Origin of the sequence: Bacteroides sp. NGMCC 1.200775 (assembly GCF_040798045.1) — a bacterium.
In the GTDB taxonomy this organism is placed as follows: Bacteria; Bacteroidota; Bacteroidia; order Bacteroidales; family Bacteroidaceae; genus Bacteroides; species Bacteroides hominis.
Genome location: NZ_JASCQK010000008.1, coordinates 37212 through 60385 on the forward strand (window position 1 = coordinate 37212; position 23174 = coordinate 60385).

The window sequence follows — 23174 nt, forward strand, 5'->3', positions numbered from 1 at the left end:
ATATGAAAAGGTTGAGGCAGAAGATCGAGTGAGGGTGGAAAACACAAAGTGTGCCGGGAAGCAGACGGGGCGTTATGAATAGCTTCCGGCACACTGTCGTGATAAGTGCTGTAACAGAGGTGTCCCGCGTTACTTCTTCAGAGCCTCAATCAGCTGAGGCATCATTGTCCAAAGGGTGTTTTCGTCTTGTGCGGTATAGAAGTTACCGTCAATTTCCGATTTCCCGTCAGTCGCCTGTCCCGTCTGTATAGCGGGTTTGGCAAGCGGGTGGACGGCCAGCCTCTTTCCGGCGGTGATTCCGGTGAAATTGAACATCATGGCGGCGGCACAATGGCCGATCATAAGTTTGCCTTTTTCGCCAAATGCTTTGATTACTTCCATCAGGTCTACATTGTAGGCCTTTCCTGCATTGTCTTTGAATACCGGCACTGCGTCGCCACAAGCGAATACAAGTGCGTCAAATTCGTCTTCATGCCCTTTGAGATTGGCTATCACGTCATCGGCAAACAGGGTGATGCCGGAATTGGTCTTGATCTCCCGGGTATCTGACACCGCGAATACTTTGTACGGAATACCATTCTCGAAAAAACTTTCCAGATACTGGAACAAACCGAATCCGTTGACCGGATTGACTGCTAATACTGCAACTTTCTTTGCCATAACATAAATTATTAAGTGAAACAATAGTTATCTTTCGTAAGTTTATTACTTTTGTGCTTGCAAATGTATGTTTCTCTGTGCGGATAAACAAGAACGAACTTCAGAATAAGGAACTTACATAGAGATAACTATTGCTGGAACTCAATGGAATAGAAAAGATTAAAAAATGAAAAATTTTCATCCTACAGGGACATGTCCTATCAGGGACGTACTGTGCCGGCTGGGCGACAAGTGGTCGATGCTGGTATTGGTGACGCTGAACGCGAACGGAACGATGCGCTTCAGTGACATTCATAAAACGATTGATGACATTTCGCAACGGATGCTGACTGTCACGCTTCGAACATTGGAAACCGACGGACTGGTACAACGAAAGGTGTATGCGGAGGTGCCCCCACGAGTGGAGTATTGCCTGACGGAGACGGGACGCAGTCTGATTCCGCATGTAGAGGCGTTGGTAGGCTGGGCACTGGACCACATGACGGTGATTCTTGAACACAGGGAAGGAGAAAGGAAATGAAGGTAGAGCAAGTGTTTTCTGACAAGAAGCGTTTCCTCGATTTGCTCCTGCTGGCAGACGAACAGGAGGATATGGTGGACCGCTATCTGGAACGTGGGGAGATGTTTACCTTGTACGACGGGGGAGAGCTCAGAGCGGCTTGTGTGGTGACCAACGAGGGGGAAGGTATTTACGAACTGAAGAATATCGCGACTTATCCGGAGAGCCAGCGCAAGGGCTACGGCAGATATCTGGTTGAATTCCTGTTCCGTCACTATTCGGACAGATGCTCGGTTATGTTTGTGGGGACGGGCGATACTCCACACTCACTTTCGTTCTATCAGTCTTGCGGATTTGTCCCTTCCCACCGCGTTGAGAATTTCTTTACCGACCATTATGATCATCCCATCTGTGAAGATGGAATTTTGCTCCGGGATATGGTTTATCTGAAGAGGGAAAAGTTATAATAGTCGATGTTTTCTTTGGTCAGAAGGTCAATTGGCATGTAGTTGGTGCATGTCACCTCCTTTTTGAATATCAGGTGGTCACATAGAGTCCTGATACTGTTGAATCCTTGCAACTCGGGTTGCTGGGCAATCAGGAAAGAGACGGTGCCCTCCTTCAGGCAAGCCACGTTCCGTTCGAGCAGGTCGTAACCGATCAGGTTGATATTGTTTTTCCGACGCATTTTCAAGTATTCACCGATGATGTATACTTTCGAATTGAACGTGATCCCGTTCTTCACTTCCGGATGTTCGCTGAAGAAATCGTCCAGCATACGGTTGTCTTCAATATTCGGGGCGGCGTGCAGGTCGAGTTCAAGGATATTGCAGTCGGGATGATGCTCCCGCATATATTGGCGGAAACCGATTTCACGGTTTTCCTGCTGGTTCGATCCGATCACCCCTTCGTGTATCTTACGGAAAATCACGATCTCCCGGTCGTTTCCGGCAAGCAGCATCAGCATACGTGCCGCAAAGTATCCGCTTTGGTGGGAGTTCTGACCGAAGAAGGCGAGGGGAGGGACATCTTTTATTTGTGAATCGATGTATATATAAGGTATACCCAACCCGTTCAGTGCATCGGTGAATTCTTTTGTGTATTGCGGTATGGTAGGAGCAAACATCACTCCGTCCGGGCGTTCTTCAATGACAGCCCGGCTGGTTGCTGCAAACGAATTGTAATCATAAGGATCGTAGTGAGTGATGTCCACTGAGATATTGAAATCGGAATATGTGCTAACCGCTTCACGGATACCTTTCTGCACGTCTGTCCAGTATTCACCTTCCAGATGCTTGGGTAACAGGCAGGCAAAAGTGTATTTCTTGTTGGAGGCCAGTGCACTGGCATACATATTGGGCTGGTAGTCCAGTTGCTTCAGGATTTCTTCCACCCGTTTCCGGCTTGCTTCCGATACTCCGCTACGGCCGTGGAGCACGCGGTCGACAGTTCCTACAGATACGTTTGCCAAACGGGCAATATCCTTGATTCTGATTCTTTCTGGCAATTTATTCATGCGTCTTCTTTATTTATGCGGGGTTTTGTGCCCGGACACAATAATAGTTTTATTTCTATGGACACAAATATATAATAATTTTTGTAATCATGAAAATCTGTGTATCTTTGTGTCCGCACACGGACTTTGCCGGTGTCTATTTTATACATTGCTATTGTTCATATATCCAGTATGTTATTGAGAAGATTGGGGGGTGAATAATAAATTGTAACTGAACAATTAAGATCGATCGTTTTAGAATAGAAACAAATTAAACTCAAAACTAACTAAATATAGAATTATGAGAAAGAAAGTCGTTACGTTAGGCGAAATCATGCTCAGGTTATCTCCTCCGGGAAATACTCGTTTTGTTCAATCGGACTCTTTCGATGTGGTGTACGGTGGGGGTGAGGCTAACGTAGCTGTGAGCTGCGCTAATTATGGCCATGATGCTTATTTTGTAACCAAGCTGCCTGAACATGAAATAGGGCAGTCGGCTGTAAATGCACTCCGCAAATATGGTGTGATGACAGATTATATTGCCAGGGGAGGCGACCGTGTCGGCATCTATTATTTGGAAACCGGTGTTGCCATGCGTCCCAGTAAGGTGATTTACGATCGTGCGCATTCCGCCATTACCGAAGCCGATGCGGCGGATTTCGATTTTGACAGGATTATGGAGGGAGCCGATTGGTTTCATTGGTCGGGTATTACTCCCGCCATTTCGGACAAAGCAGCCGAATTGACCCGTTTGGCATGTGAGGCTGCCAAGCGTCACGGGGTGACCGTGTCGGTCGATCTGAATTTCCGTAAGAAGCTGTGGACAAAGGAGAAGGCACAATCCGTGATGAAACCTTTGATGAAGTATGTAGATGTCTGCATCGGTAATGAAGAAGATGCGGAGCTTTGTCTGGGATTCAAGCCCGACGCGGATGTGGAAAGCGGACATACGGATGCCGAGGGGTATAAGGAGATTTTCCGGCGTATGTCGGAAGAGTTTGAATTCAGCTATGTTATCTCGACACTGCGTGAATCTTTCTCCGCGTCACACAATGGCTGGAAGGCCATGATTTATAATGGTAAGGAATTCTACGTTTCCAAGCACTATGACATCGATCCGATTGTCGACCGGGTAGGTGGTGGGGATTCGTTCTCCGGAGGCATTATCCATGGTCTGCTTACGAAGCCTACACAGGGTGAAGCGCTTGAATTTGCCGTGGCGGCATCGGCATTGAAGCATACCGTCAGCGGAGACTTCAATCTGGTTTCTGTGGCAGAAGTCGAGGCGCTGGCCGGAGGCGATGCGAGTGGACGTGTACAAAGATAAATTCAATTGTAAATAAATAGATATGGCTAAATTTGATAAAATGGCTGTCCTGACTAAGATGGGGACAACGGGCATGATTCCTGTATTCTATCACGAAGATGTGGAAGTGGCAAAGAAAGTGCTAAAGGCCTGTTATGAAGGTGGCGTCCGTGCTTTTGAATTTACAAACCGGGGGGATTTTGCCCAGGAGGTATTTGCCGGAATCGTGAAGTTTGCAACCCGTGAGTGTCCGGAAATGGCTATGGGTGTCGGTTCTGTGGTCGATCCGGCTACTGCGGCTTTATATATACAGTTGGGGGCTGACTTCGTGGTAGGGCCGCTATTCAATCCGGAGATTGCTAAGATATGCAATCGCCGGCTGATTGCATATACACCGGGATGCGGTTCGGTTTCGGAAGTGGGCTTTGCGCAGGAGGCCGGCTGTGATCTTTGTAAGATATTTCCGGGAGATGTATATGGTCCGAATTTTGTAAAAGGCCTGATGGCTCCGATGCCATGGTCCAAGTTGATGGTGACCGGTGGGGTGGAACCTACGAGGGAGAATCTGACGTCTTGGTTCAAGGCAGGTGCGTTCTGCGTAGGCATGGGGTCCAAATTGTTCCCGAAAGATAAAGTAACAGCCGGAGACTGGGGATATGTCACCGGGAAATGTGCCGAAGCCTTGGCTTACATTGCCGAAGCAAGGAAATAGGTGAAGTTTTCCGGTGTTTTTTTCACCACAGATTACACAGATTCCCACAGATTAATGATTTATCTTATGGATAAGAACAATCAAAAATCTGTGGGAATCCGTGTAATCTGTGGTGAGCCTTTCTGTCAGGCCTTCTTTACCAGTTTCTTCAGTAAACGTGTAGCTGTGAATGACTGGCGGTGGAAGATAAATACCGGTATGGCAGCTCCTACAACCAGGGCAAACAACACAAAGATAGTGGTACTGCCATTGTGGAAGAAATCTACCAGATATTGCAAGGAGGCAGTTTCATCCTTGGTCTGCATAAACTTTGTCAGTGCCAGGATACTTTTATAAGCGAACATTCCCGGAATCATCGGCAGGAGAGACGGGAACGAGAATACCTCCGCCGGACAATGGATTGCCTTGGCAAAGGGGATGGCTAACAAACCGATGGAGACGGCAGCAAAGAAAGAGGCTGTGGCGATGTCCATCGTGAACAGATGCGTATGCATCAGGAAGTAGCGTAACCCGTGCCCAACGGCCGCCAGAAAAGCAGAGATCAATATGGCTTTCCGGGGTGGATTGGAGATGATGGCAAATCCGATGGCGGCAATGGCGGCGAATGCGCCGTCGAGTATAATGGCGGTTATAAATTCTATATTCATCATAAAGTGCTGATTCCGGTGATTAAAAGGGTCATTGAAAGGCCGATTGCTATACAAATAATAAGCAGACAGGCATTAATAAATCTCGATGTTCCCGCCAGTACATGTCCGTCGATGATGTCCATGATGGAGTTGATCAGTGGTACACCCGGGATCAGGTAGAGGACGCTGGTACCCAAAGCCATATCCGGAGTGGTTCCCCAGTGCATCAGGTAGCCTGTGCTGCCGATCATCGAGGCGATGAACGAAGAGATGATGAATACTGCCAGATGATTCCAGTGACGTCCCATTAGTTCGGTACGGACGAAGAAGCCTGCCAGGGTGGCGGCGAATACGATACCCATAGAAATAAAGTCGCCTTGGAACAGGCGGCAGAATGACGCATTGGCAAAAGCAACGAGGATCAGTACGAGCCATTTGCTTTCGCGCGGCTTGCTGACTATTTCGTGATAACGTCGCTGGAGTTCAGTGAGAGACAGATGCTCGTCATACGCTTCCCAGCTCAGGGTGCTGAGGGCGGAGTTGATGGCGAAATTCAGCCCCATGGGTTTGATTTTGTTTACTGTGCTGTACGAGTGTGAGTTATCGGCGTCGCGTAACGTCATGATGATGGTTTTCTGAAAGATGGTCATGTCACAGAAAAAGCCGAAAGACTCGGCAATTCGCGATGTGTTTCGTACGATGCGTGATGTCTGTACACCTACGGCCATCAGGCTGGTGGAATATTCAGACAGGAATTTAGATAGTTCTTTTAATTCTTGGTGGATGTCCATAAGGTTTTGATCTTTTTACTCTTTCTTAAATCAGTGATACATACATGTTGCTTTTCTACATTTCCGGTGAAGGGAATGCGGTTGATGTGTCTGTATAGTGCTTCGATTCCGGTTTAGGTCTTAGATGGAGGATACCCTTTTTAACGGGTGAATTGCGTCTTTTCGGGGGACAAAGGTAATCAAAAAAATTGCAGGCAAAAGGAGAAGCAGGTTTCTTTTTGGAGAGTTGTTGATCTGTTTCAATTGAAAGGAAATGATATTTGCATAAAGGCGGAATTCCCGGAAAGTTTGTTTCCGGTTGTTATTCAGAGCCGTGAGACAGCATTGGGCTTTTGATTCGTGGGGGGAGAAAAAGATTTAAGAGTTTCCGAAAAAGACTTAAACGTTTTCTGAAAAGACTTAAACGTTTCGCTGAGAATGCTTAAGTGTTTCACTGAAAAGACTTAAATGTTTGAGGGCAAAAAGGTTCAGGTCTTTTGTTTGCCGGCCGACAACCGGATACTGAAATTCCCGTCTGCAGAGTGCCGGATGGGTATATCAGCAGTTCACCACAGAACAGCAGGCTACACAGAGAAGATAATTGCTTGGATTATCTGTAAACCGCATCTCTGTGTGATTTGCTGATCTGTGGTGAAACAGACTCTTGACATGCCCTTTTATACGCTGTTTGCCAACTTTCGGGGGACAGTCCTGTCGAGAGTACTTATTCTTCCGGGACGTAGATGATTTCCCCGTTATCCAATTCATAGGCAATACCTACCTTCTTTCCCTTCTTGCCGCTTTTCTGCTGGTCTTCCGAAGGAGTATAACGGTTGATCTTCTGTCCTTCTTTGGTGATGATTTCCATATTCTCTTTTCCGGGGTTTTTCACCATGGTGTAGTCTTCCTGAGAGAACACTTCGGTCATGTTGTAGCGGCTGACAAGAGCTACCATCAAGGCTACGGCAAATACCATGGCTACATCGAACAGGTTCGATACGACGCTGATCGGGTCGGCATCTTCTTCTTTTCTGAGCAGGTTTCGTTTCATCGGGCCGCACGTTTTTCGTTCAACAATTCGGAAAGAAACTCCAGATTGGTCATATCCTGAAGATACCAGCGCTGTTTCACCTGTTGAGTGAGGAACCCTACGGCTCCAGCTACCAGTCCGACAACGGTAGTGGCAAAAGCGATCTGCATGTTATAGGCCATCGAAGCGATGTCACCGCTTGCCAGTCCGGCAAGGGCGGGACCCATCGGAATAAGCGTGCCCATCAATCCGAGGATAGGGCCGAGCTTGGTCAGTGTTTTAGAAATGGCGAGGTCTTTGTCGGCTGCAATCTCGAAGTTGGCGAGCAGGCGTTGTACCTGTGCCGGACTATCGTGTGCTTCGAGTACCTGGCGGATATAGGATATGACGAGGGATGATGATGTCTCCGGCAATTTGGCTGCCAGTTCAGTAACAGTGGCAGGAGTGAGTGCGTTCAGTTCGTTGCGGAGCAGTGCCTCTGTCTTGCGTATCGAGAGATACTGTCCGTAGAAACTGCCGACCAACAGAAGTGCACGGCCGAATAATACGATAAGCAATACGATAACAGGAACGAGCAGTCCTGTAGAAATCCAATATAAAATGTCTGATATGATATTCATTGTCGATCAGTTTTAAAAAGTTGATTTACCTGTTGTTTTTATGATTAATTACTTTTTTTCTTCAGTCTCCACCATCCGAGTCCGATGGCGCTGCCGATGACGGTTATTCCTCCGACGCCGGCCAGTGCTCCCCAGTTCACTTCACTGACTCCGGCTACGGAAGTCCGTCCGTTCACGGTAGCGACAATCCCCAGGATGGCTACCAATGCATTAGTGAGGAAGAAGAGTTCCAACCGCAGTTCTTTCTCCGGAAGGAGATAGAGCAGCACCCGGCGTCCCACGGGGATGGCTATTAACACACAAGCGGCATACCCCCACGCCACGGTGGTGAATGGTGTCCCCGGGAAAGCAAAGATAAGATAGACCAGCCCGCTGAATAATACCGGAAAGATAAGCAGTCCCGGAAACCATCTCAGGAATCGGTAGGTGAGCAGCGTGCGGGGCTTTACCGGATAGGCACTGGCAACGTGTACCGCCAGCATGGCATAGGCCATCTGGAGGCTGACCTCGATAGTCAGTAAAACGGAAGTGTCCAGCATCAGGGCGGTGTTGCCCAGCCAGTCGGCAATCTGTGTTTTCGACTGCTCGATGGCATACGGCCACATCAGTCCTGCAAACAGGGCGGCAACGGCAGCGATGATGCCTACCGCTACTGCTTTCCAGAAAGTCTGTTTCAGCAGAAAGTTGAATGCTATTAACAGCATTAATACAAGTACGACTGTATCCATACTCCTGATTATTCTGATGTTTTACGACGTTTGCGGACAAAGAGTACGAGTGCCAGTATCACCACTACTACGGCTGCACCCACGGCAATGTTGCTCAGGGTTGTCTTTTGTTCTTCCGGTGTCTGGTTTATCTCTTCTTTCTTCATCACCATTCCTTTGGCATCGCCCGAAGCTTTTGCTTCACGTATCCTGGTGATGTTTTCCTTGTACTGTGCGGCAGCCGGAGCATCCGACTTGGAAGCGATGTATTCGCGCAGTTTGGCATTATCGCATACAAAACCCGAGCACGACGGACGATACTTGTTTACCGTTTCGGTATGGAGTTTTGCCAGTTCGGCAACCTGCTCGGCGCTTGCTTTCCACAGACCTTTGCGGGCACTTTCGAGCATGACGGCAGTCATCTCTTCAAGGGCGGCGGGACTTTGTGTTTCGAAGAACTCTTTCACGTTCAGATTGTATTCGTCTTTTACGTATACATTGTAAATGTTGTCCCAAAGTTCTTTGTCGATGGCGGCAGGTTTCATCACGTTCCAGCCATATGTATTGGTTACAGTCTCGGCAAATTCGGCGGCAGAGGAAGAACCGCCTTTCATCTTCTCTTTGATGTAAGCGGGGTTGAGGATGGTGGTGCGGCTTTCTACACCGACAGCCTCTTTGACTTCTTGCATGCGCATGTGGTTACGGTTGCGATAATCGCTCAGGTAAGCGTCGGGGTCCTTGCCGGTCACGTTGCGTACGGCAAGGTTCATGCCTCCCATAAACTCGTATACGTGGTCGAGACTCAGTGCCCCCCATGTATTGCTCTGACGAGGCTGAACCACTACATCCGTACGGGTCAGTGCGGCTTCAAAAGCATATTTCCGGAAGGCCTCCCAGTTCTTTTCGCTACCGTAGTAAGCACCCATATTATTAAGGTAGGTGGCGGCTATTTCTGATTCATTTTCCCAGCGGTCACCGGATTCGACCATCTCCTGGATACCTGTGCCGTACATTCCGTTGGCACCGCCGAACACACGGAAAGCAGCCATCTCACGGGCATCCTTCGGGCTTACCCCTTTCTCGGTCAGTGCCCGTTCGGCTTCTACCACACTTGCCGCTACCTGGTTTTCATATTTGTCGTCTTTGGCAGCCGCGGCCATCTCTACCGCACGGTTGATCAGGAAAAGGCGGGATGCTGCAATATCACGGAGCTGTCCCGATGTCTGTACCACTACGTCGATACGGGGGCGCCCCAATTCGGCCGATGGAATCAGCTTCAAGTCACTGACACGCCCGAAGGCGTCACGAACCGGCTCTACACCGAGCATATACAATACCTGTGCGATGGTAGCTCCTCCCGTTTCAATGAATTCGGCAGACCAGAGTGTGTAGCTGACTTTACGGGGAATGCTGTCGTTATGACGGCTTCGGTAAGTTTCGATGGTCTGTTTGGCCAGTGCCACTCCTTTTTCCCAGGCCGACTCCGAAGGAGTGGCTTCTGCGTTGATGGCGTACATGTTGCGTCCTGTAGGCAGAGTGTTGGGGTTCGCAATCGGATCACCACCGGGTGAAGGCGCAGTGTATCCGCCATTCAGGGCATTGACCAGGCTGGCGAGCTCTTTCTCGGGACTGTCGGCCAACTCTGTCTTATAGTTACCCACGTTTCGGATGGTGCGTTCCACCTCCGTCAAGGCAAGGGCGAAGTTGATTTCCTCTTTGCTGTATTCTTTTTGGGCAGGTTTCTTTCCCACTTTTTGAGGATTCATCTTTGCTTCCATCTTCTTCAGGGCTTCCGGACTGGCACCCATTTTCTTTGCCATTTCCATGGCCTTGGACGAATCCATGTGAGCACCCATCTCTTTCATTTTCTCCTTCATGGCTTCCGGCATCTTATGTGTTGCCTTTCCGGTCTTGTCCTCTGCCTTGTTTTTGGCAGCGGCAGCCATCATCATCGCCATCATTCCTTTCGGAGCATTGCGCGAAGCTTCTATTTCGCGTGCTTTCGCCAGTTCTTCGGGGCTGACACCGGCTGTACGGCAGATCAGTTCGTCTGTTGCCAGTGCAGGGTTGCTTATCAGTTTTTCTACCAAAGCACGGGTCGGATTCAGGTAACGCTGCGTAAAGAGGGAGCGGTGCTTCTCTACATCGGCTGTCGCTTTGCCACGTTGTTTGTCGAGTGACAGGAGGCTGTAAGCTATCGGCTCGGTTGCCATGGCAAGTACGGAAGAAGTGATACGCTCCGGTTCATAGGGTATACCCATTGTATAAAGCTGTCCGGTGATTTTTTCCGTGGCCAGTTCTTCGGCGAAGTTCTCCACACGTGCCACTTCATCCTCGCTGTATGGGCGGGTCAGCAAGCTGTCCAGTCCCAGTTCACGGTGAATGCCCAGTTTCACGGTGAGTGCTTTCACGGCAAGCGACTGCTTCTCTTTCGATCCGGTGGCATTATTGTAAATCTTGATTTTCTCCATCAGGTCACGGTAGATACCCCGTACGCTACTTTCGAGGAAAGGAGGCGTGAGGTAAGATTGCAGGGTGGCATACGAACGGCGTTTGGCTATCATGCCTTCTCCCACGTTGCCGATGGAATAAATATAAAGGTGCGGAAGAGTTCCCACAAGGCGGTCGGGCCAGTCGTTGCTGCACAGCGCCACCTGTTTCCGTGGAGTGAATTCAAGGCTTCCGTGCGTACCGAAGTGAATCATCGCATCTGCTTTGAACCCGTGCTGCATCCAGAGGTACGAAGCGATGTAAGTGTGGGGAGGTGCGGCATTGGTGCCATGCACCACCTGGAAGGCATTGTCTCCGCTGCCGGCTGCCACCTGCGGCATCAGTACTACGTTGCCGAACTGCAACCGTGCGATGCCCAGACGTCCGTCGGACGTAGTCATGTATTGGCCGGGGAACTCACCGTTGGCAGCTACCACTTCAGCGTATTTTTCGGGACGGAGCGATGCTTTCACCCAGCTTTCGTATTGCTCTTTGGTCACCAGTTCGGGGTTACCGGTTTTCATAAATTCATCAAAAGCTCCCTCTGCATACATGCCGAATACGGCTCCCTGTGCCTGGATCATTTTCTCCAGGTCCTTGGCATTGGCAGGGAGGTTTTCCACCCGGTAACCTTCTTTCTTCATCCTCAACAGCAGGTTGTAGAGCGAGGGGCCTACTTCCATTCCGCTTGCTGTCAGCGCATTCTGTCCGGGACCTTTATAGTAGATGATGGCTATGTGCTTCTCGCTGTTGGGTTTTGTTTTCAGGGAAAGGTAGTTGTTCACTGTGCTTACGAACGTTTCCAACCGTTCGGGAACAGCAAATGAATGTTGCAATCCTTCGTCATCTTTGTATTGGGCAAAGAGGGCGAACGGGCGGATGGCACCGTCAATTTCCGGTGTCACTACGCTTTGCGAAAGAAACCCGCCGGACATACCCATCGGGTCGTTTTCCCAGTCTTCCACCAGACTGTTGATGGTGAGCGGGGCGAAGAGAGGAATGTTGTGCTCTTTCAGATATTCCACCATGGCGTCGCCCATGCGTCCGTGTGCCATGTTGATAACGGCATCCGGTCCGATTTCACGGACGAACTCCATGAACCGGGTGAAAGAAGAGACCGGATACACGTTGTGTCCCGCCTCTTCGAGTGCTTTAATCAGTTCCGTGGCATCCGCCATCTGTCCGGTGATCACAATCTTGCGTGCCCCCTCTTTATAGAGTCCGTTTTCGCGGAGAAACTTTTCATAATCGGACACGTTTAGGAATTCCATTTCGTCATCCGGATTTTTCACTCCGGCGTGGTAGAGAAGATCGGTCGGTTTCTCTACCGGTGCTTCCGGTGCAGGTGCCGAGATCAGCTTGCCGTCAATCTCTTTGCGGACATACGAAAGCAGATTCCGGTAGTTTACCTTTCCGGCATGGGTAAGATATTGGCGTATCTGTTTCATCTGTACCGAATCGAGGTTGCAGATATTGTTTGCGGGGTTGGTTGCCATGGAGGTGTACACCGGTACGCCTTTGTCGGCTGCCCGTTGTATCAGTTGGCGCTGCTCTTCGACGATGCGCAATCCCATACCGTTGACGAACACCATATCGTAGTTCGTCAGTTCGTCCAGGTGATCCGTAGAGACTTCTCTTAGTTTGACAAACGAGTTGTCGTTCGCCTTTGAAATATTTCCCAGATTGATGGTCTGGAAATTGACAAAGGCAATCTTCGTGGCACTGAAACAGGTCCGCCAGACAAATACTCCGACGAGTATTGCCGCGGCCACGCAACAGGCTGTGATGATTTGTTTCTTTTTCATATTGCTTCTTGTTCTTTGGTTTATTTCGTTCTTACTAAATGCCGATCGTACGATCGGAAATACCGGCTGACTTAGCCTCTTCCGCTATTTTCTGAACATCTGATCGATGTCCAGCGATAACCCTACGGAAAAGTTGGTTCCCGTTGTATAGGGCGAATTGGCGTAATAATAATCGGGGCGATAGTTGAACAGGTTGTTGACAGCCATATTCACATTGATTCCCTTCCATACTCTTTGTGTGAGGATCAGGTTCCACATGGTATATCCGGGATAAGTTACTTTTTCCGTCCCTGCATTCGGATCATTGGAGGTGTATTGGTTGGTTTTCACCTGTGACAAAGCCCGTCCGTCCAGTGACAGATTGAAGTCATAATGATCCCACGTCTTGCCGTATTCCAGCCGTACCGTAGCCGAGTGGGGGCGGGTAGAACTGAGTTTCGTTTGTCCGTTACGCATGAACTCGTGGATGTACGTGTACGAGATGCGTGCACCTATGCCGCAAGGATATTTGGCGGAAGCATTGGCATCGATTCCGGCAATGTCTACCCGTGGAGTATTGATATACTTTTGTGCGATCATTCCGTCGGTATCTCTGAAAGAGGTGTACTCGATGCGGTCGCGCACCATGTTATAATATCCTGTCAGCGTAAAATTATAACGGTTTTTGGTGTATTCTCCCGAGAGCGAGAAGTTATGGCTGGTTTCCGGGTCGAGATCCGGGTTACCGTAAATCATCATGGTGTTTGCCATGTAGAAATTCATGTGCATCTCCTTCAAAGTTGGCGAACGGAATCCTTGCGCATAAGAGCCCCTCAGCGAACAGTTGCCTATCTTGTACATCAATCCCAGATGGGGTGAGAAATGGCGCACGTCCGATTCGGAGAAGTAGTCGAATCGCAATCCGGCAATTACGTTGAAATGCTCTGTCGGGTTCCAGTCAAACTGCCCGAAAGCATCGGCGGAATGCATCGTATAATCACCGCTCTCCTTGAATTGGTACGACATCAGGTAGTCCCTCAAATAGTCTCCTCCGACCGTCAGCGTATTTTTATCGTTGAAAGTATAATTGTAAAGGGCGCGTACACTATGTTGCACATTGCTGTAGTCGCGGATATCATTTTTGTACGATACCAGATAGTCGCTCTTGTCATACTGGTCGAATGTATAAGCCAACTCCAGATTGCTTCTCGTGTTGAAGTCATAATTCCCTTTCAGACCGCCACTGAATCCGCGATAGCGGTTCTTGGTCTCTGAGGAGGCATCCCGTTCGCGGAAATAATAACCGGCACGTGCCGTCAGCCGTAGCTGTTCGTTCGGGGTGAACATCAGGCGTTCCTTTACGTTCCAGGTCTTGTTGCCCCTAATGGTTGTATAGTCTCCCCGTTTTACGTGGATGGAGTCTATGTTGGTATATTGTATGTTAGTCTGGCTGTAGAACTTGCCGGCATTGAACCCTACCGTACCTCCATGTCGCTGATCGTTATGTACTCCGAAACGAGTATTGAGGTTTAGGTTCCAGGGATCGTCCGAAGCCTTGGTGATGATATTGATTACCCCTCCAATGGCACTCGAACCATACAGCGTAGAGGCCGCGCCTTTTACTATCTCCACTCGTTCTACGTTGTCCAGGTTGAGGCGGTTATAGTCTATATTATCCAGTGTTTCTCCAGCCAGGCGTTCGCCGTCTACCAGAAAGAGGACGGAATTTCCGCCGAATCCCTGCATATTGAGCTTTACCTGCTGATCCATTGAATAAGAAAACTCAATACCCGGAAGCTCCACTTGAAGCAATTGCCCGATGTTGGTTGCGTCCACTTTTTTCAGATCGCTGGCTGTAATTACCCGGGTGATGATCGGAGCGTCTTTCAGCAGTTTCGGAGTACGTGTTCCGGTGATAACTACGGTACCCAGATCCATCTGATCTTCTTTCAGGATGAAGTCGAGACGGCCTTGCCGGGCGGTCGTTGTTTTCTTTGTAGTGGTTACATATCCGACGAAGGAGACTTGAATAGTGTACTCCTTCTGGTCAGGCAGTGTCAGGGTGTAGTGTCCTTCCGTATCGGTAGTGGTACCGACGGATGGTTTTTCTTTTAGGGTAATGGTAGCGCCTACCAGTGATTCTTTGTTGGTATCGATCACTTTACCGGTTATTTTATGTTGTGCGGCAGCTGCTGTCGTCAACAAGAGGGCTGCGAAGAGGCAATATGCCGATTTTAGTAGTCTTTGCATATCTATTTTTATTTGTCTTTATCAGAGCATTATGGTTCGTATGGGTAGAGGTAGTCAAAAGTCATGTACCCCTTTGTGCCCGCAGCATTCATATAACTCACCAAGCGAATAGCAGCCATTGTGCCGTCTTTCATCTTGAGCAGATATACTTTGTTGGACGGAGTGTAAATGGGGGGCATTTCACTGGTATCGACGTTGAGCCATTTCGAAAGTTCCGGATTGTAGTCCGATGGGGCGTAGATCAGGTATCCGTCATCTTCCATCATGTGTGAAACATCGACAGCTATTTTGTTCGTGGTCCATTCGTCGGCGACAAAGGTACCTTGAGGCATGCTGCCTGCGTCTTTCAGTGCATTCAGGCTTTGGTATTCGGTTTCAAGCACTTCACCGCCATTGGTCTTTACATCATATCGATGAATGGCAAGATCCCATGCGACCGGATCATCCGCACCTTCTACGGTAATCTTGGCCGAGTCAATCTGCAGGCTGTGCAGGTTGATATAGTTCCACTTTGTATATTGGGTAGCGTCCACCCGTACTGTACCGCTGTGATTGGCACGGTCTATTGCAATGAAACCGAAATCCTTTGCAGTTTCCGGTTCGTCATAGATGTTACTCAATATCCCATTACAAGCTGAGAACGATATGAGTATCGTTCCCAGCAGAGTAATGGCTAAACAAAACAAAGTCGCCTTTTTCATCTTTTTATTTCTTCCCTTTAAATTGTGCAGTAATATCAATTGGCATGGCACCTGGTTTGAAGGTGAAAGTAATGTTAGCTTCACTATTGGTCACTGTACCTGAAATAGTTCCGGTAATTTTGGTGTTGTTGGTATCAGTAGCGCTAATGCTTCCCTCTATTTTGAAAGTGCTATTGTCTGCACTGGTAACTTTAACATCTGTTACAGTGAAGTCTCCTAAATTCATACCTTTGCCTGTTTCAGATTTATTCAAATTGGAGAGTCCCTTAAGAGTGACCTCTACAGTATCGTCAGATGAACGTTTCATGCTGACTTTACAGTCTGTAATATCCGGATACGTAGTCGATCCGACGCTGACTGATAAATTGGCTTCTTTGCTGTAAGTGCCCGAAACATGATATGACAAAGGTAGTGTTCCCTGGATAAACTCAATGGCAAGCCCTCCCATCACACTTGGTACATTAACTTTGAGGGTTAGCTTTTTCTGATCATCTACACTTCCCGTGAGTGTAAAATCCTTTGTGCCAGCAGGCTTATCGTTCATAGAAAGTTCTACCTGGCCTGATCCCTCGAATGTTTTGGAAGTAACTTTGATATTATTCAATTTAAACTCACCCGATCCGGAATCATAGTTTACATTAATAGTACCATCCTCATTAGGCGCAATTGTTACTACTGACTTTTCTCCCATTACGTAGTCAGTAAACATTGCACAATTACCTATTGAGTAACCTTCGTATTTTCCGGCCAACACTTGGTTGAGGGGTGTTTCTTCATTCTTGTCGTCATTGCAAGCTGCGCAGGCGCACAACACAAACATCATAGTCAGTAAATTCTTAATTCTCATTTGTTTTCTTATTTAATAATTAGTATTTAGATAAATGTGTATACTTTAATATATGGCGTTGAATTACTTTTGAATTCGGTTGCAAAGCTATGCCCAATAAAAAGGATTTACAATACCTAAATAAGATGAAAAAGAACTTGGCGGATACCTATAAATGATTAATGTAATAATTCCTTTTTATCTATATTCATAATAAGTAAGCTCTATCAGGACGATTTCATGGAACTGTCGTATTTGCAGAAATCTCTTTCAAGAGGGAATATACCGTCGAGGAGGTACTTGATCCATACCGTCAAAGTGCCTTGAATAAGGGGAGTATTTCAGATACCATTCTGTGAGAAAAGGTAGTGGCAGAGATTGACGGGATGTTGAACGGCTTGAGATTTGTTGGTATCGAAGTGGTTTTGGACTGCTGATTCTTTAGGAGTATTGTCTTATTATGCGGTAGTGCAATACGAACTTTGCTCCCTAAATGTGATTATTCATTGTTTGATAATAGATATTAATAGGTATTGCTCTCTCGTATTGATTCCTGTACCTTTGTACCGTCACCAAAACTTAAAAGTTATGATGGAACTTATCAGTAAGACTCGTAATGGAATGATCACTTATTGTGCCCATTGCAGAGTATATCATCTTGAATTCGGCAATCTGTTTTTTCGTCTTTCCGAAGCAGGCTTCGAATGCTTGCGGAATTACATTGTATCCATTAACGGTCCCTATTGTGAGAGATCGAACGGAAAGATGACTGCTAACCGGAAGATATTTCTTAAACTACCGGCTGAGAATGTTTATTTCTGTGTATACAGAGCCGAACTGGAGGAGTTGAAAGCATTGGTCTTGCTACAAATATCTGCAGTGGAAGGAGATGATAGTGAAGTCGTGTTTATGCACGATATTTCGTTGAACTAATTTATACCGGGAGTTGTTTTTGGAAGTAGATAAACATCATTGAAATAATGGCACATTCCCACGAACATCATCACGAGCACGTCCATGAGTTGACGTCACTCAACAAATCTTTTATAATTGGCATTACGCTGAACATTTTGTTTGTCCTCGTTGAGTTCGGCATCGGTTTTTATTATGATTCTTTAGGTCTGCTCTCCGATGCCGGACACAATTTGGGAGATGTTGCGAGCCTTGTGCTTGCTATGCTTGCTTTTCGCTTAGCCAAAGTACATCCTAACAGTCGCTATACATATGGATACAAAAAAAGTACGGTACTTGTCTCGTTGCTCAACGCAGTTATTTTATTGGTTGCTGTAGGTATTATTATTGCTGAAAGTATTGATAAATTGCTCCATCCGGTTCCTGTGGAAGGTGCTGCCATTGTCTGGACTGCAGGGGTCGGTGTGATTGTCAATGCAGTTACGGCCTGGCTCTTTATGAAAGACAAGGAGAAAGACCTGAACGTGAAAGGTGCTTATTTGCATATGGCGGCCGATACATTGGTTTCCGTGGGAGTAGTCATTTCCGGTATTATTATTATGTATACCGGATGGACCCTTGTCGATCCGATCATCGGATTAGTGATTGCCGTAATTATTGTAATTTCTACCTGGGGACTCCTGCATGATAGCCTTCGCCTTTCGCTTGATGGAGTTCCGGTAGGAATAGACAGTGAGAAGGTCGGGCAGATCATTTTGGCACAATCCGGGGTTGAAAGTTTTCATCATTTGCATATCTGGGCGTTAAGTACCACGGAAACAGCACTGACTGCTCACATTGTGATTGAAAACCTCCGTTGTATGGAGGAGGTGAAGCATGCGGTAAAGCATCAACTGGAGCATGTCGGGATACATCATGCTACTTTAGAATTTGAATATAAAGGAGCTTGCTGCAATGGGGAAAATTGCATCTCTTAAAAGTCATTTTAGAGATAATATCAATTTGTCAAATTGATATTTAGAACTTCTTAGAATCTCGTATTTGTCTCCCTTGTCGGAACTTATTGGAAAAAACGTAGAGAAATACCGTTGGTAAATCTCCATCCGGATGTCAAAAGCACTTTATTGATTGCTATCTGGTAGTGATCTGTGTGTAGCGTGATTGATATGGATGTCTTACTCGTTATTATTGTTTCTTTCTGACAGTTAATAGCCTTTCCGGAATGTGTGTGAAGTAGGGAATATCAGTCTCTTTCCAAGCTCCTTTTCGGTAAGGCTATATCTTTTTCATCGAAAGGTTACTTCATTGGGGGAGGAGGGTTACGGCATATGAGGCGGATGGTTACTCCCTTTTTTATCCATCCCTTGTTGTTTCTTGTAAAAAAGGGGAAGTGGTACCTTGTTTTCTATGCTTCTGGAGGGGGTAGCATCACTTGTTTAAACTCCCGTCAGTTCTATTTGCTTATTTCTGAATGGATAATGAATCAGCAAAATCTTCATATTCCTTTCTTTTTGATTGTAATATAGCTTTTCCCCTGTTATTATGTAATGGACTGCTGACCGGATAGTGGAAATTACTTCTTCTTTTACTATAACCGAAAACAGTTTTTTACGTACCTTTGCACCACTAACAACTAAAATTAACCTTTTTATTTATGTTTACTGACTTATTGCACTCCTCTTATTTCTCGCTCTTCCTTATCGTAGCGTTAGGCTTCATGTTGGGAAGAATCAAGATCAAGGGGCTATCGCTCGATGTGTCGGCGGTCATCTTCATTGCCCTTCTTTTTGGGCATTTTGGTGTAATTATCCCAAAGGAACTGGGTAATTTCGGATTGGTACTTTTCATTTTTACGATCGGTATCCAGGCAGGTCCGGGATTTTTCGATTCTTTCCGTAGTAAAGGGAAGACGCTGATCATCATTACACTTCTTATCATTGCTTCGGCCTGCTTTACGGCTATCGGTCTGAAGTATGCTTTCGATATAGATACTCCCAGTGTGGTAGGTCTGGTTGCCGGAGCGCTGACCAGTACGCCGGGTCTGGCTGTTGCCATCGACAGCACCAATTCTCCATTGGCGTCTATCGCTTATGGTATTGCCTATCCGTTCGGTGTGATTGGCGTCATCCTGTTCGTTAAGCTGTTGCCTAAGATTATGCGTATTGATCTTGACAAGGAGGCCCGTCGCCTCGAGATAGAACGCCGGGGACAATTCCCGGAGTTGGGGACCTGTATCTACCGCATCACGAATCCGAGCGTATTTGGCCGCAGCCTGATGCAGATCAATGCACGTGCCATGACAGGAGCCGTTATTTCACGTCTGAAACATCAGGAACAGATATCCATCCCGACAGCCCATACAGTGCTTCGTGAAGGAGACTACATCCAGGCAGTGGGTAGCGAGGAAGCATTGACCCAACTGGCCGTACTGGTGGGTGAACGTGAAGAAGGTGAACTTCCATTGGAAAACACGCAGGAGATAGAATCGTTGCTGTTGACCAAAAAGGACATGATAAATAAACAGCTGGGCGACTTGAACCTGATGAAGAATTTCGGCTGTACCGTGACCCGTGTTCGCCGAAGTGGTATCGACCTTTCACCGTCACCCGATCTGGCACTGAAGTTTGGTGATAAACTGATGGTGGTGGGCGAGAAGGAAGGTATCAAAGGAGTAGCCCGTTTACTGGGAAACAATGCCAAGAAGCTGTCCGACACCGATTTCTTCCCTATTGCCATGGGTATTGTGCTGGGAGTCATTTTCGGTAAGCTTAATATCTCGTTCCCTGGAGGATTATCTTTCTCACCGGGATTGACTGGTGGTGTGCTGATGGTGGCTTTGCTGCTGAGCGCGGTGGGTAAAACAGGTCCTATCCTCTGGTCTATGTCAGGCCCTGCCAACCAGTTGCTCCGTCAGTTGGGATTGTTGCTTTTCCTGGCCGAGGTAGGCACATCGGCCGGTAAGAATCTGGTTGCTACTTTCCAGGAGAGCGGTTTGTTGCTGTTCGGAGTAGGTGCGGCCATCACCCTCGTACCGATGTTGATCGCTGCGTTCGTTGGGCGTCTGGTGTTTAAAATCAGTCTGCTCGATTTGCTGGGTACCATAACCGGTGGCATGACCAGTACACCGGGGCTTGCCGCTGCCGATTCCATGGTAGACAGCAATATCCCGAGTGTAGCTTATGCAACGGTATACCCGATTGCAATGGTATTCCTGATCCTGTTTATACAGGTGATAGCAACGGTAGTATACTAAGTTATTCCACCGGAGAGTTCCGGGGGCATGTCAAATTTTACCACAGAGGACACAGAGTGACACAGAGATAATTCTAAGTTGTTGATTACTATAGTAAATACTCTGTGCTACTCCGTGGTGAAAAGACTTTCGACGCACCTCCATGACTTAAAAATCACTCTGTGTTACTCTGCGCCTTCTGTGGTGAGTTTTTCAGTGGAATCCGATTCCTTTTTCTTCCCTTTCCAAACCTTTTCTTGCGGATTTTGTTTCCATCCTTGTAACTCTAATCCCAAGAATTATGGACGCTGCAAATACATCGAATCCTTCTGATAAGAAAAAGTTTATCTGGCTGGTGATATTGCTTATCATCGCTTTTGTCGTTGCCATTGTATGGTGGTGGAACTATCGGAAATACGTCTCTACGATAGACGCAAATCTCGATGGCGGCCGCGTCAACGTTTCCGCCCGTGTGATGGCTCCGCTGTCTGCGGTCTTCAAACACGAAGGAGACAGCGTGAAGAGAGGTGAGTTACTGGCCATGCTGGACAGTACGGCGACTGAGAATTACCGGATCGTTTCGCCGGTAGATGGCCTGATAGCCAAACAGTGGGTGGTTCCCGGCGATTTGTTGCAGCCGGGCGAAAACATCTTTACTCTGAACGAAGGTAAAGAACTCTGGGTGGCTGTCTATTTGCAGGAGACTAAATTTAACGAGATCCGTATGGGACAATCGGCCCTTTTCACCCTCGACGCCTATCCCGGACTGACGTTTTATGGAAAGATTTTCTACATCGGTGCCAACGCTGCATCCGAGTTTTCCCTGATTCCTCCCGATAATGCTTCCGGCAATTATACGAAGGTAGCCCAAAGGATTCCATTGAGAATCTCGATCGACCGGGTGGAAGGGAAAGAGAAATTGAAAGCAAATCTCCGCCTGCTTTCGGGGATGTCTGCTAACGTGAAGATTATCAAAGAATGAAAGAAGGTTCTTCTTATAAGTGGATCGTACTGGGCAACATTATGATAGGCACCTTTATGGCGGTGCTCGACTCTACTGTTGTCAACACCGGACTGCCTGTGATAATGGGTACGCTCGGTGCGGACATCAATGTGGCCGAATGGGTACTGACGGGATACATGCTTTCGATGGCAAGTATTCTGCCTGCCGCCGGATGGCTGTCCGAACGCTTCGGTTATAAAAAGATCTATTTCTTATCCTTGCTTGTCTTTACAGCCGGCTCCTTCATGTGTGGAAGTTCGTCCACTATCGAAGAACTTATTTTCTGGAGGGTGATCGAAGGCTTTGGATGTGGCATGCTCCTTCCCGTCGGTATGGCTATTGTGAGCGATGTATTTCCGCCCGAACAACGGGGGACGGCATTGGGATTCTGGTCTATCGCTTCCGCCGCTTCGGTTTCTTTTGGTCCTACCATTGGTGGATACCTGGTTGATTACATGGACTGGAACTATATCTTTTACGTCAATATCCCAATAGGGATTCTCGCTTTGATCGTAACTGCCATTGTACAGAAGGAACATGTGAAAGGAACCAAAGTTCCCTTCGATATTCCCGGTTTCATCACCTCTGCCATTTTCCTGCCTGTCTTTATGTATGGGCTTTCCGAAGTCAATTCGTCCACCAACTCCATGGGATGGAACAGCCCCGTAGTGCTCGGAGCTATGTGGATTGCGGTGGTCACCTTTATTTTGTTTCTCTACTTTGAGTTCACTGTCAGGACACCGCTTATCAATCTGCGCCTGTTTGTTGACAAGGACTTTGCGTTATCCAACCTGATCCTGTTTGTCTTTGGTATCGGTATGTTCGGCAGTACGTTCCTCATTCCTCTTTATTTGCAGGACAATCTGGGGTACTCTGCTTTGCAGGCCGGTATGTTTTTTATGCCTGTGGGCATTATCCAGGGAGTCGCTTCGCCTTTATCGGGTAAACTGATGCAGCGCATCAATCCCAAAGTCTTTATTGTGTCGGGCATTCTGTTGATGGCCGTCAGTTTCTATATGAACTATTACCTCTCTTTCCTGACCGAAAAGTGGTACATTATGCTGAGTCTCTATTTGCGCGGGTTGGGTATGGGCTTGCTTTTCACTCCGTTGCTGACTCTGTCGTTGGTGAATATCCGTAACAGCGATATGGCACAAGCCTCCAGTATCACCAATATTGTCCGGCAGATGGGAGGAAGTTTTGGGGTGGCCATCTTCAGCCATCTGCTGACGCAGCGTACGGCTTTTCATACACAGCGATACAGCGAAGCCCTGAACTATACGGGAGACGTATACCGCCAGACTATCCACTCTTTAAGCCGCTTCATAGAACATACGGGAGGCAACACACCCGATACCGCCAAGGAAGTGGCAGAAATGCTGGTACTGAAGCGTATCGATCTGGAGGGATATATCAGTGCCATCAACGACGATTTCTTCATTGCCTTTATTGTCACGTTGCTGTGCGTTGTTCCGGTACTGTTTCTCAGGACGAAAAAAAGATAATGTATGTAGTTTCGTACTTACATATAGGTATGAAGTGAATGAT

General features: G+C 47.5%; 20 protein-coding genes. 9 read left to right on the forward strand and 11 right to left on the reverse strand.

The window, feature by feature from the left end:
• Window positions 1-129: 129 nt before the first annotated feature.
• On the reverse strand, window positions 130-660 hold the full coding sequence (locus QK890_RS17460) for a DJ-1/PfpI family protein (protein WP_005778427.1): 531 nt from the start codon (window positions 658-660) through the stop codon (window positions 130-132).
• Window positions 661-826: 166 nt separating this feature from the next.
• Between QK890_RS17460 and QK890_RS17465 the strand changes: the two genes are divergently transcribed.
• Together QK890_RS17465 and QK890_RS17470 are read left to right on the forward strand one after the other, a co-directional pair.
• A complete protein-coding gene (locus QK890_RS17465; RefSeq protein ID WP_005778426.1) occupies window positions 827-1180 on the forward strand; it encodes a helix-turn-helix domain-containing protein in 354 nt (117 codons plus the stop codon).
• Window positions 1177-1626 (forward strand): N-acetyltransferase, encoded by a 450-nt coding sequence (locus tag QK890_RS17470; protein ID WP_005806711.1) that lies wholly within the window; start codon window positions 1177-1179, stop codon window positions 1624-1626. The genes QK890_RS17465 and QK890_RS17470 overlap by 4 nt, the downstream gene beginning before the upstream one ends.
• On the opposite strand, the gene QK890_RS17475 is transcribed toward QK890_RS17470, so the two are convergent.
• A complete protein-coding gene (locus QK890_RS17475; RefSeq protein ID WP_032530030.1) occupies window positions 1602-2675 on the reverse strand; it encodes a substrate-binding domain-containing protein in 1074 nt (357 codons plus the stop codon). The genes QK890_RS17470 and QK890_RS17475 overlap by 25 nt on opposite strands.
• Window positions 2676-2955: 280 nt before the next feature.
• Here QK890_RS17475 and QK890_RS17480 point away from each other — a divergent pair, with 280 nt between their 5' ends.
• On the forward strand, window positions 2956-3981 hold the full coding sequence (locus QK890_RS17480) for a PfkB family carbohydrate kinase (protein WP_367627480.1): 1026 nt from the start codon (window positions 2956-2958) through the stop codon (window positions 3979-3981).
• A gap of 22 nt (window positions 3982-4003) precedes the next feature.
• Window positions 4004-4672, forward strand: coding sequence for a bifunctional 4-hydroxy-2-oxoglutarate aldolase/2-dehydro-3-deoxy-phosphogluconate aldolase (locus QK890_RS17485; protein ID WP_032540475.1), 669 nt, complete (start codon window positions 4004-4006; stop codon window positions 4670-4672).
• Window positions 4673-4797: 125 nt separating this feature from the next.
• Here the strand turns inward: QK890_RS17485 and QK890_RS17490 are convergent, their stop codons facing one another.
• From QK890_RS17490 to QK890_RS17530, 9 genes are all read right to left on the reverse strand, one after another.
• Window positions 4798-5322 (reverse strand): threonine/serine exporter family protein, encoded by a 525-nt coding sequence (locus tag QK890_RS17490; RefSeq protein ID WP_080714189.1) that lies wholly within the window; start codon window positions 5320-5322, stop codon window positions 4798-4800.
• Complete coding sequence (locus QK890_RS17495; RefSeq protein WP_005778412.1) at window positions 5319-6092, reverse strand: threonine/serine exporter family protein; 774 nt, start codon at window positions 6090-6092, stop codon at window positions 5319-5321. Before QK890_RS17495 ends, QK890_RS17490 begins: the two co-directional genes overlap by 4 nt.
• 703 nt (window positions 6093-6795) lie before the next feature.
• Window positions 6796-7122 (reverse strand): DUF2149 domain-containing protein, encoded by a 327-nt coding sequence (locus QK890_RS17500; RefSeq protein ID WP_005778408.1) that lies wholly within the window; start codon window positions 7120-7122, stop codon window positions 6796-6798.
• Window positions 7119-7721 (reverse strand): MotA/TolQ/ExbB proton channel family protein, encoded by a 603-nt coding sequence (locus tag QK890_RS17505; RefSeq protein WP_032530032.1) that lies wholly within the window; start codon window positions 7719-7721, stop codon window positions 7119-7121. Before QK890_RS17505 ends, QK890_RS17500 begins: the two co-directional genes overlap by 4 nt.
• 44 nt (window positions 7722-7765) lie before the next feature.
• Window positions 7766-8449: a hypothetical protein gene (locus QK890_RS17510; protein ID WP_032530033.1), complete on the reverse strand. Its 684-nt coding sequence runs from the start codon at window positions 8447-8449 to the stop codon at window positions 7766-7768.
• Between the two features lie 8 nt (window positions 8450-8457).
• The gene (locus QK890_RS17515; protein ID WP_367627481.1) at window positions 8458-12723 is read right to left on the reverse strand and encodes a cobaltochelatase subunit CobN; all 4266 of its coding nucleotides are present in this window, start codon (window positions 12721-12723) and stop codon (window positions 8458-8460) included.
• 84 nt (window positions 12724-12807) lie between these two features.
• Window positions 12808-14952 (reverse strand): TonB-dependent receptor, encoded by a 2145-nt coding sequence (locus QK890_RS17520; protein WP_032530035.1) that lies wholly within the window; start codon window positions 14950-14952, stop codon window positions 12808-12810.
• Window positions 14953-14981: 29 nt separating this feature from the next.
• Entirely contained in the window at window positions 14982-15653 is a 672-nt protein-coding gene (locus tag QK890_RS17525) for an HmuY family protein (protein WP_032530036.1), read from the reverse strand.
• Window positions 15654-15657: 4 nt separating this feature from the next.
• Window positions 15658-16500 (reverse strand): calycin-like domain-containing protein, encoded by an 843-nt coding sequence (locus QK890_RS17530; RefSeq protein WP_215907876.1) that lies wholly within the window; start codon window positions 16498-16500, stop codon window positions 15658-15660.
• A 567-nt stretch (window positions 16501-17067) separates the two neighbouring features.
• On the opposite strand from QK890_RS17530, the gene QK890_RS17535 reads away from it, so the two are divergent.
• The 5 genes from QK890_RS17535 to QK890_RS17555 all read left to right on the forward strand — a co-directional run bounded on the left by QK890_RS17535 (window position 17068) and on the right by QK890_RS17555 (window position 23131).
• Window positions 17068-17412, forward strand: coding sequence for a DUF6686 family protein (locus QK890_RS17535; protein WP_032530038.1), 345 nt, complete (start codon window positions 17068-17070; stop codon window positions 17410-17412).
• A 47-nt stretch (window positions 17413-17459) separates the two neighbouring features.
• A complete protein-coding gene (locus tag QK890_RS17540; protein WP_032530039.1) occupies window positions 17460-18368 on the forward strand; it encodes a cation diffusion facilitator family transporter in 909 nt (302 codons plus the stop codon).
• 677 nt (window positions 18369-19045) lie between these two features.
• Window positions 19046-20644 (forward strand): aspartate:alanine exchanger family transporter, encoded by a 1599-nt coding sequence (locus tag QK890_RS17545; RefSeq protein WP_005778385.1) that lies wholly within the window; start codon window positions 19046-19048, stop codon window positions 20642-20644.
• 280 nt (window positions 20645-20924) lie between these two features.
• Window positions 20925-21605: an HlyD family secretion protein gene (locus tag QK890_RS17550; protein WP_032530040.1), complete on the forward strand. Its 681-nt coding sequence runs from the start codon at window positions 20925-20927 to the stop codon at window positions 21603-21605.
• On the forward strand, window positions 21602-23131 hold the full coding sequence (locus QK890_RS17555) for a DHA2 family efflux MFS transporter permease subunit (protein WP_005778382.1): 1530 nt from the start codon (window positions 21602-21604) through the stop codon (window positions 23129-23131). Before QK890_RS17550 ends, QK890_RS17555 begins: the two co-directional genes overlap by 4 nt.
• The last annotated feature ends 43 nt before the right edge of the window (window positions 23132-23174 follow it).

Bases quoted from the DNA above. Each gene is read 5' to 3' on its own strand.
- QK890_RS17460 (WP_005778427.1), bottom strand. From the start codon at position 660: ATGGCAAAGAAAGTTGCAGTATTAGCAGTCAATCCGGTCAACGGATTC.
- QK890_RS17465 (WP_005778426.1), top strand. From the start codon at position 827: ATGAAAAATTTTCATCCTACAGGGACATGTCCTATCAGGGACGTACTG.
- QK890_RS17470 (WP_005806711.1), top strand. From the start codon at position 1,177: ATGAAGGTAGAGCAAGTGTTTTCTGACAAGAAGCGTTTCCTCGATTTG.
- QK890_RS17475 (WP_032530030.1), bottom strand. From the start codon at position 2,675: ATGAATAAATTGCCAGAAAGAATCAGAATCAAGGATATTGCCCGTTTG.
- QK890_RS17480 (WP_367627480.1), top strand. From the start codon at position 2,956: ATGAGAAAGAAAGTCGTTACGTTAGGCGAAATCATGCTCAGGTTATCT.
- QK890_RS17485 (WP_032540475.1), top strand. From the start codon at position 4,004: ATGGCTAAATTTGATAAAATGGCTGTCCTGACTAAGATGGGGACAACG.
- QK890_RS17490 (WP_080714189.1), bottom strand. From the start codon at position 5,322: ATGATGAATATAGAATTTATAACCGCCATTATACTCGACGGCGCATTC.
- QK890_RS17495 (WP_005778412.1), bottom strand. From the start codon at position 6,092: ATGGACATCCACCAAGAATTAAAAGAACTATCTAAATTCCTGTCTGAA.
- QK890_RS17500 (WP_005778408.1), bottom strand. From the start codon at position 7,122: ATGAAACGAAACCTGCTCAGAAAAGAAGAAGATGCCGACCCGATCAGC.
- QK890_RS17505 (WP_032530032.1), bottom strand. From the start codon at position 7,721: ATGAATATCATATCAGACATTTTATATTGGATTTCTACAGGACTGCTC.
- QK890_RS17510 (WP_032530033.1), bottom strand. From the start codon at position 8,449: ATGGATACAGTCGTACTTGTATTAATGCTGTTAATAGCATTCAACTTT.
- QK890_RS17515 (WP_367627481.1), bottom strand. From the start codon at position 12,723: ATGAAAAAGAAACAAATCATCACAGCCTGTTGCGTGGCCGCGGCAATA.
- QK890_RS17520 (WP_032530035.1), bottom strand. From the start codon at position 14,952: ATGCAAAGACTACTAAAATCGGCATATTGCCTCTTCGCAGCCCTCTTG.
- QK890_RS17525 (WP_032530036.1), bottom strand. From the start codon at position 15,653: ATGAAAAAGGCGACTTTGTTTTGTTTAGCCATTACTCTGCTGGGAACG.
- QK890_RS17530 (WP_215907876.1), bottom strand. From the start codon at position 16,500: ATGAGAATTAAGAATTTACTGACTATGATGTTTGTGTTGTGCGCCTGC.
- QK890_RS17535 (WP_032530038.1), top strand. From the start codon at position 17,068: ATGATGGAACTTATCAGTAAGACTCGTAATGGAATGATCACTTATTGT.
- QK890_RS17540 (WP_032530039.1), top strand. From the start codon at position 17,460: ATGGCACATTCCCACGAACATCATCACGAGCACGTCCATGAGTTGACG.
- QK890_RS17545 (WP_005778385.1), top strand. From the start codon at position 19,046: ATGTTTACTGACTTATTGCACTCCTCTTATTTCTCGCTCTTCCTTATC.
- QK890_RS17550 (WP_032530040.1), top strand. From the start codon at position 20,925: ATGGACGCTGCAAATACATCGAATCCTTCTGATAAGAAAAAGTTTATC.
- QK890_RS17555 (WP_005778382.1), top strand. From the start codon at position 21,602: ATGAAAGAAGGTTCTTCTTATAAGTGGATCGTACTGGGCAACATTATG.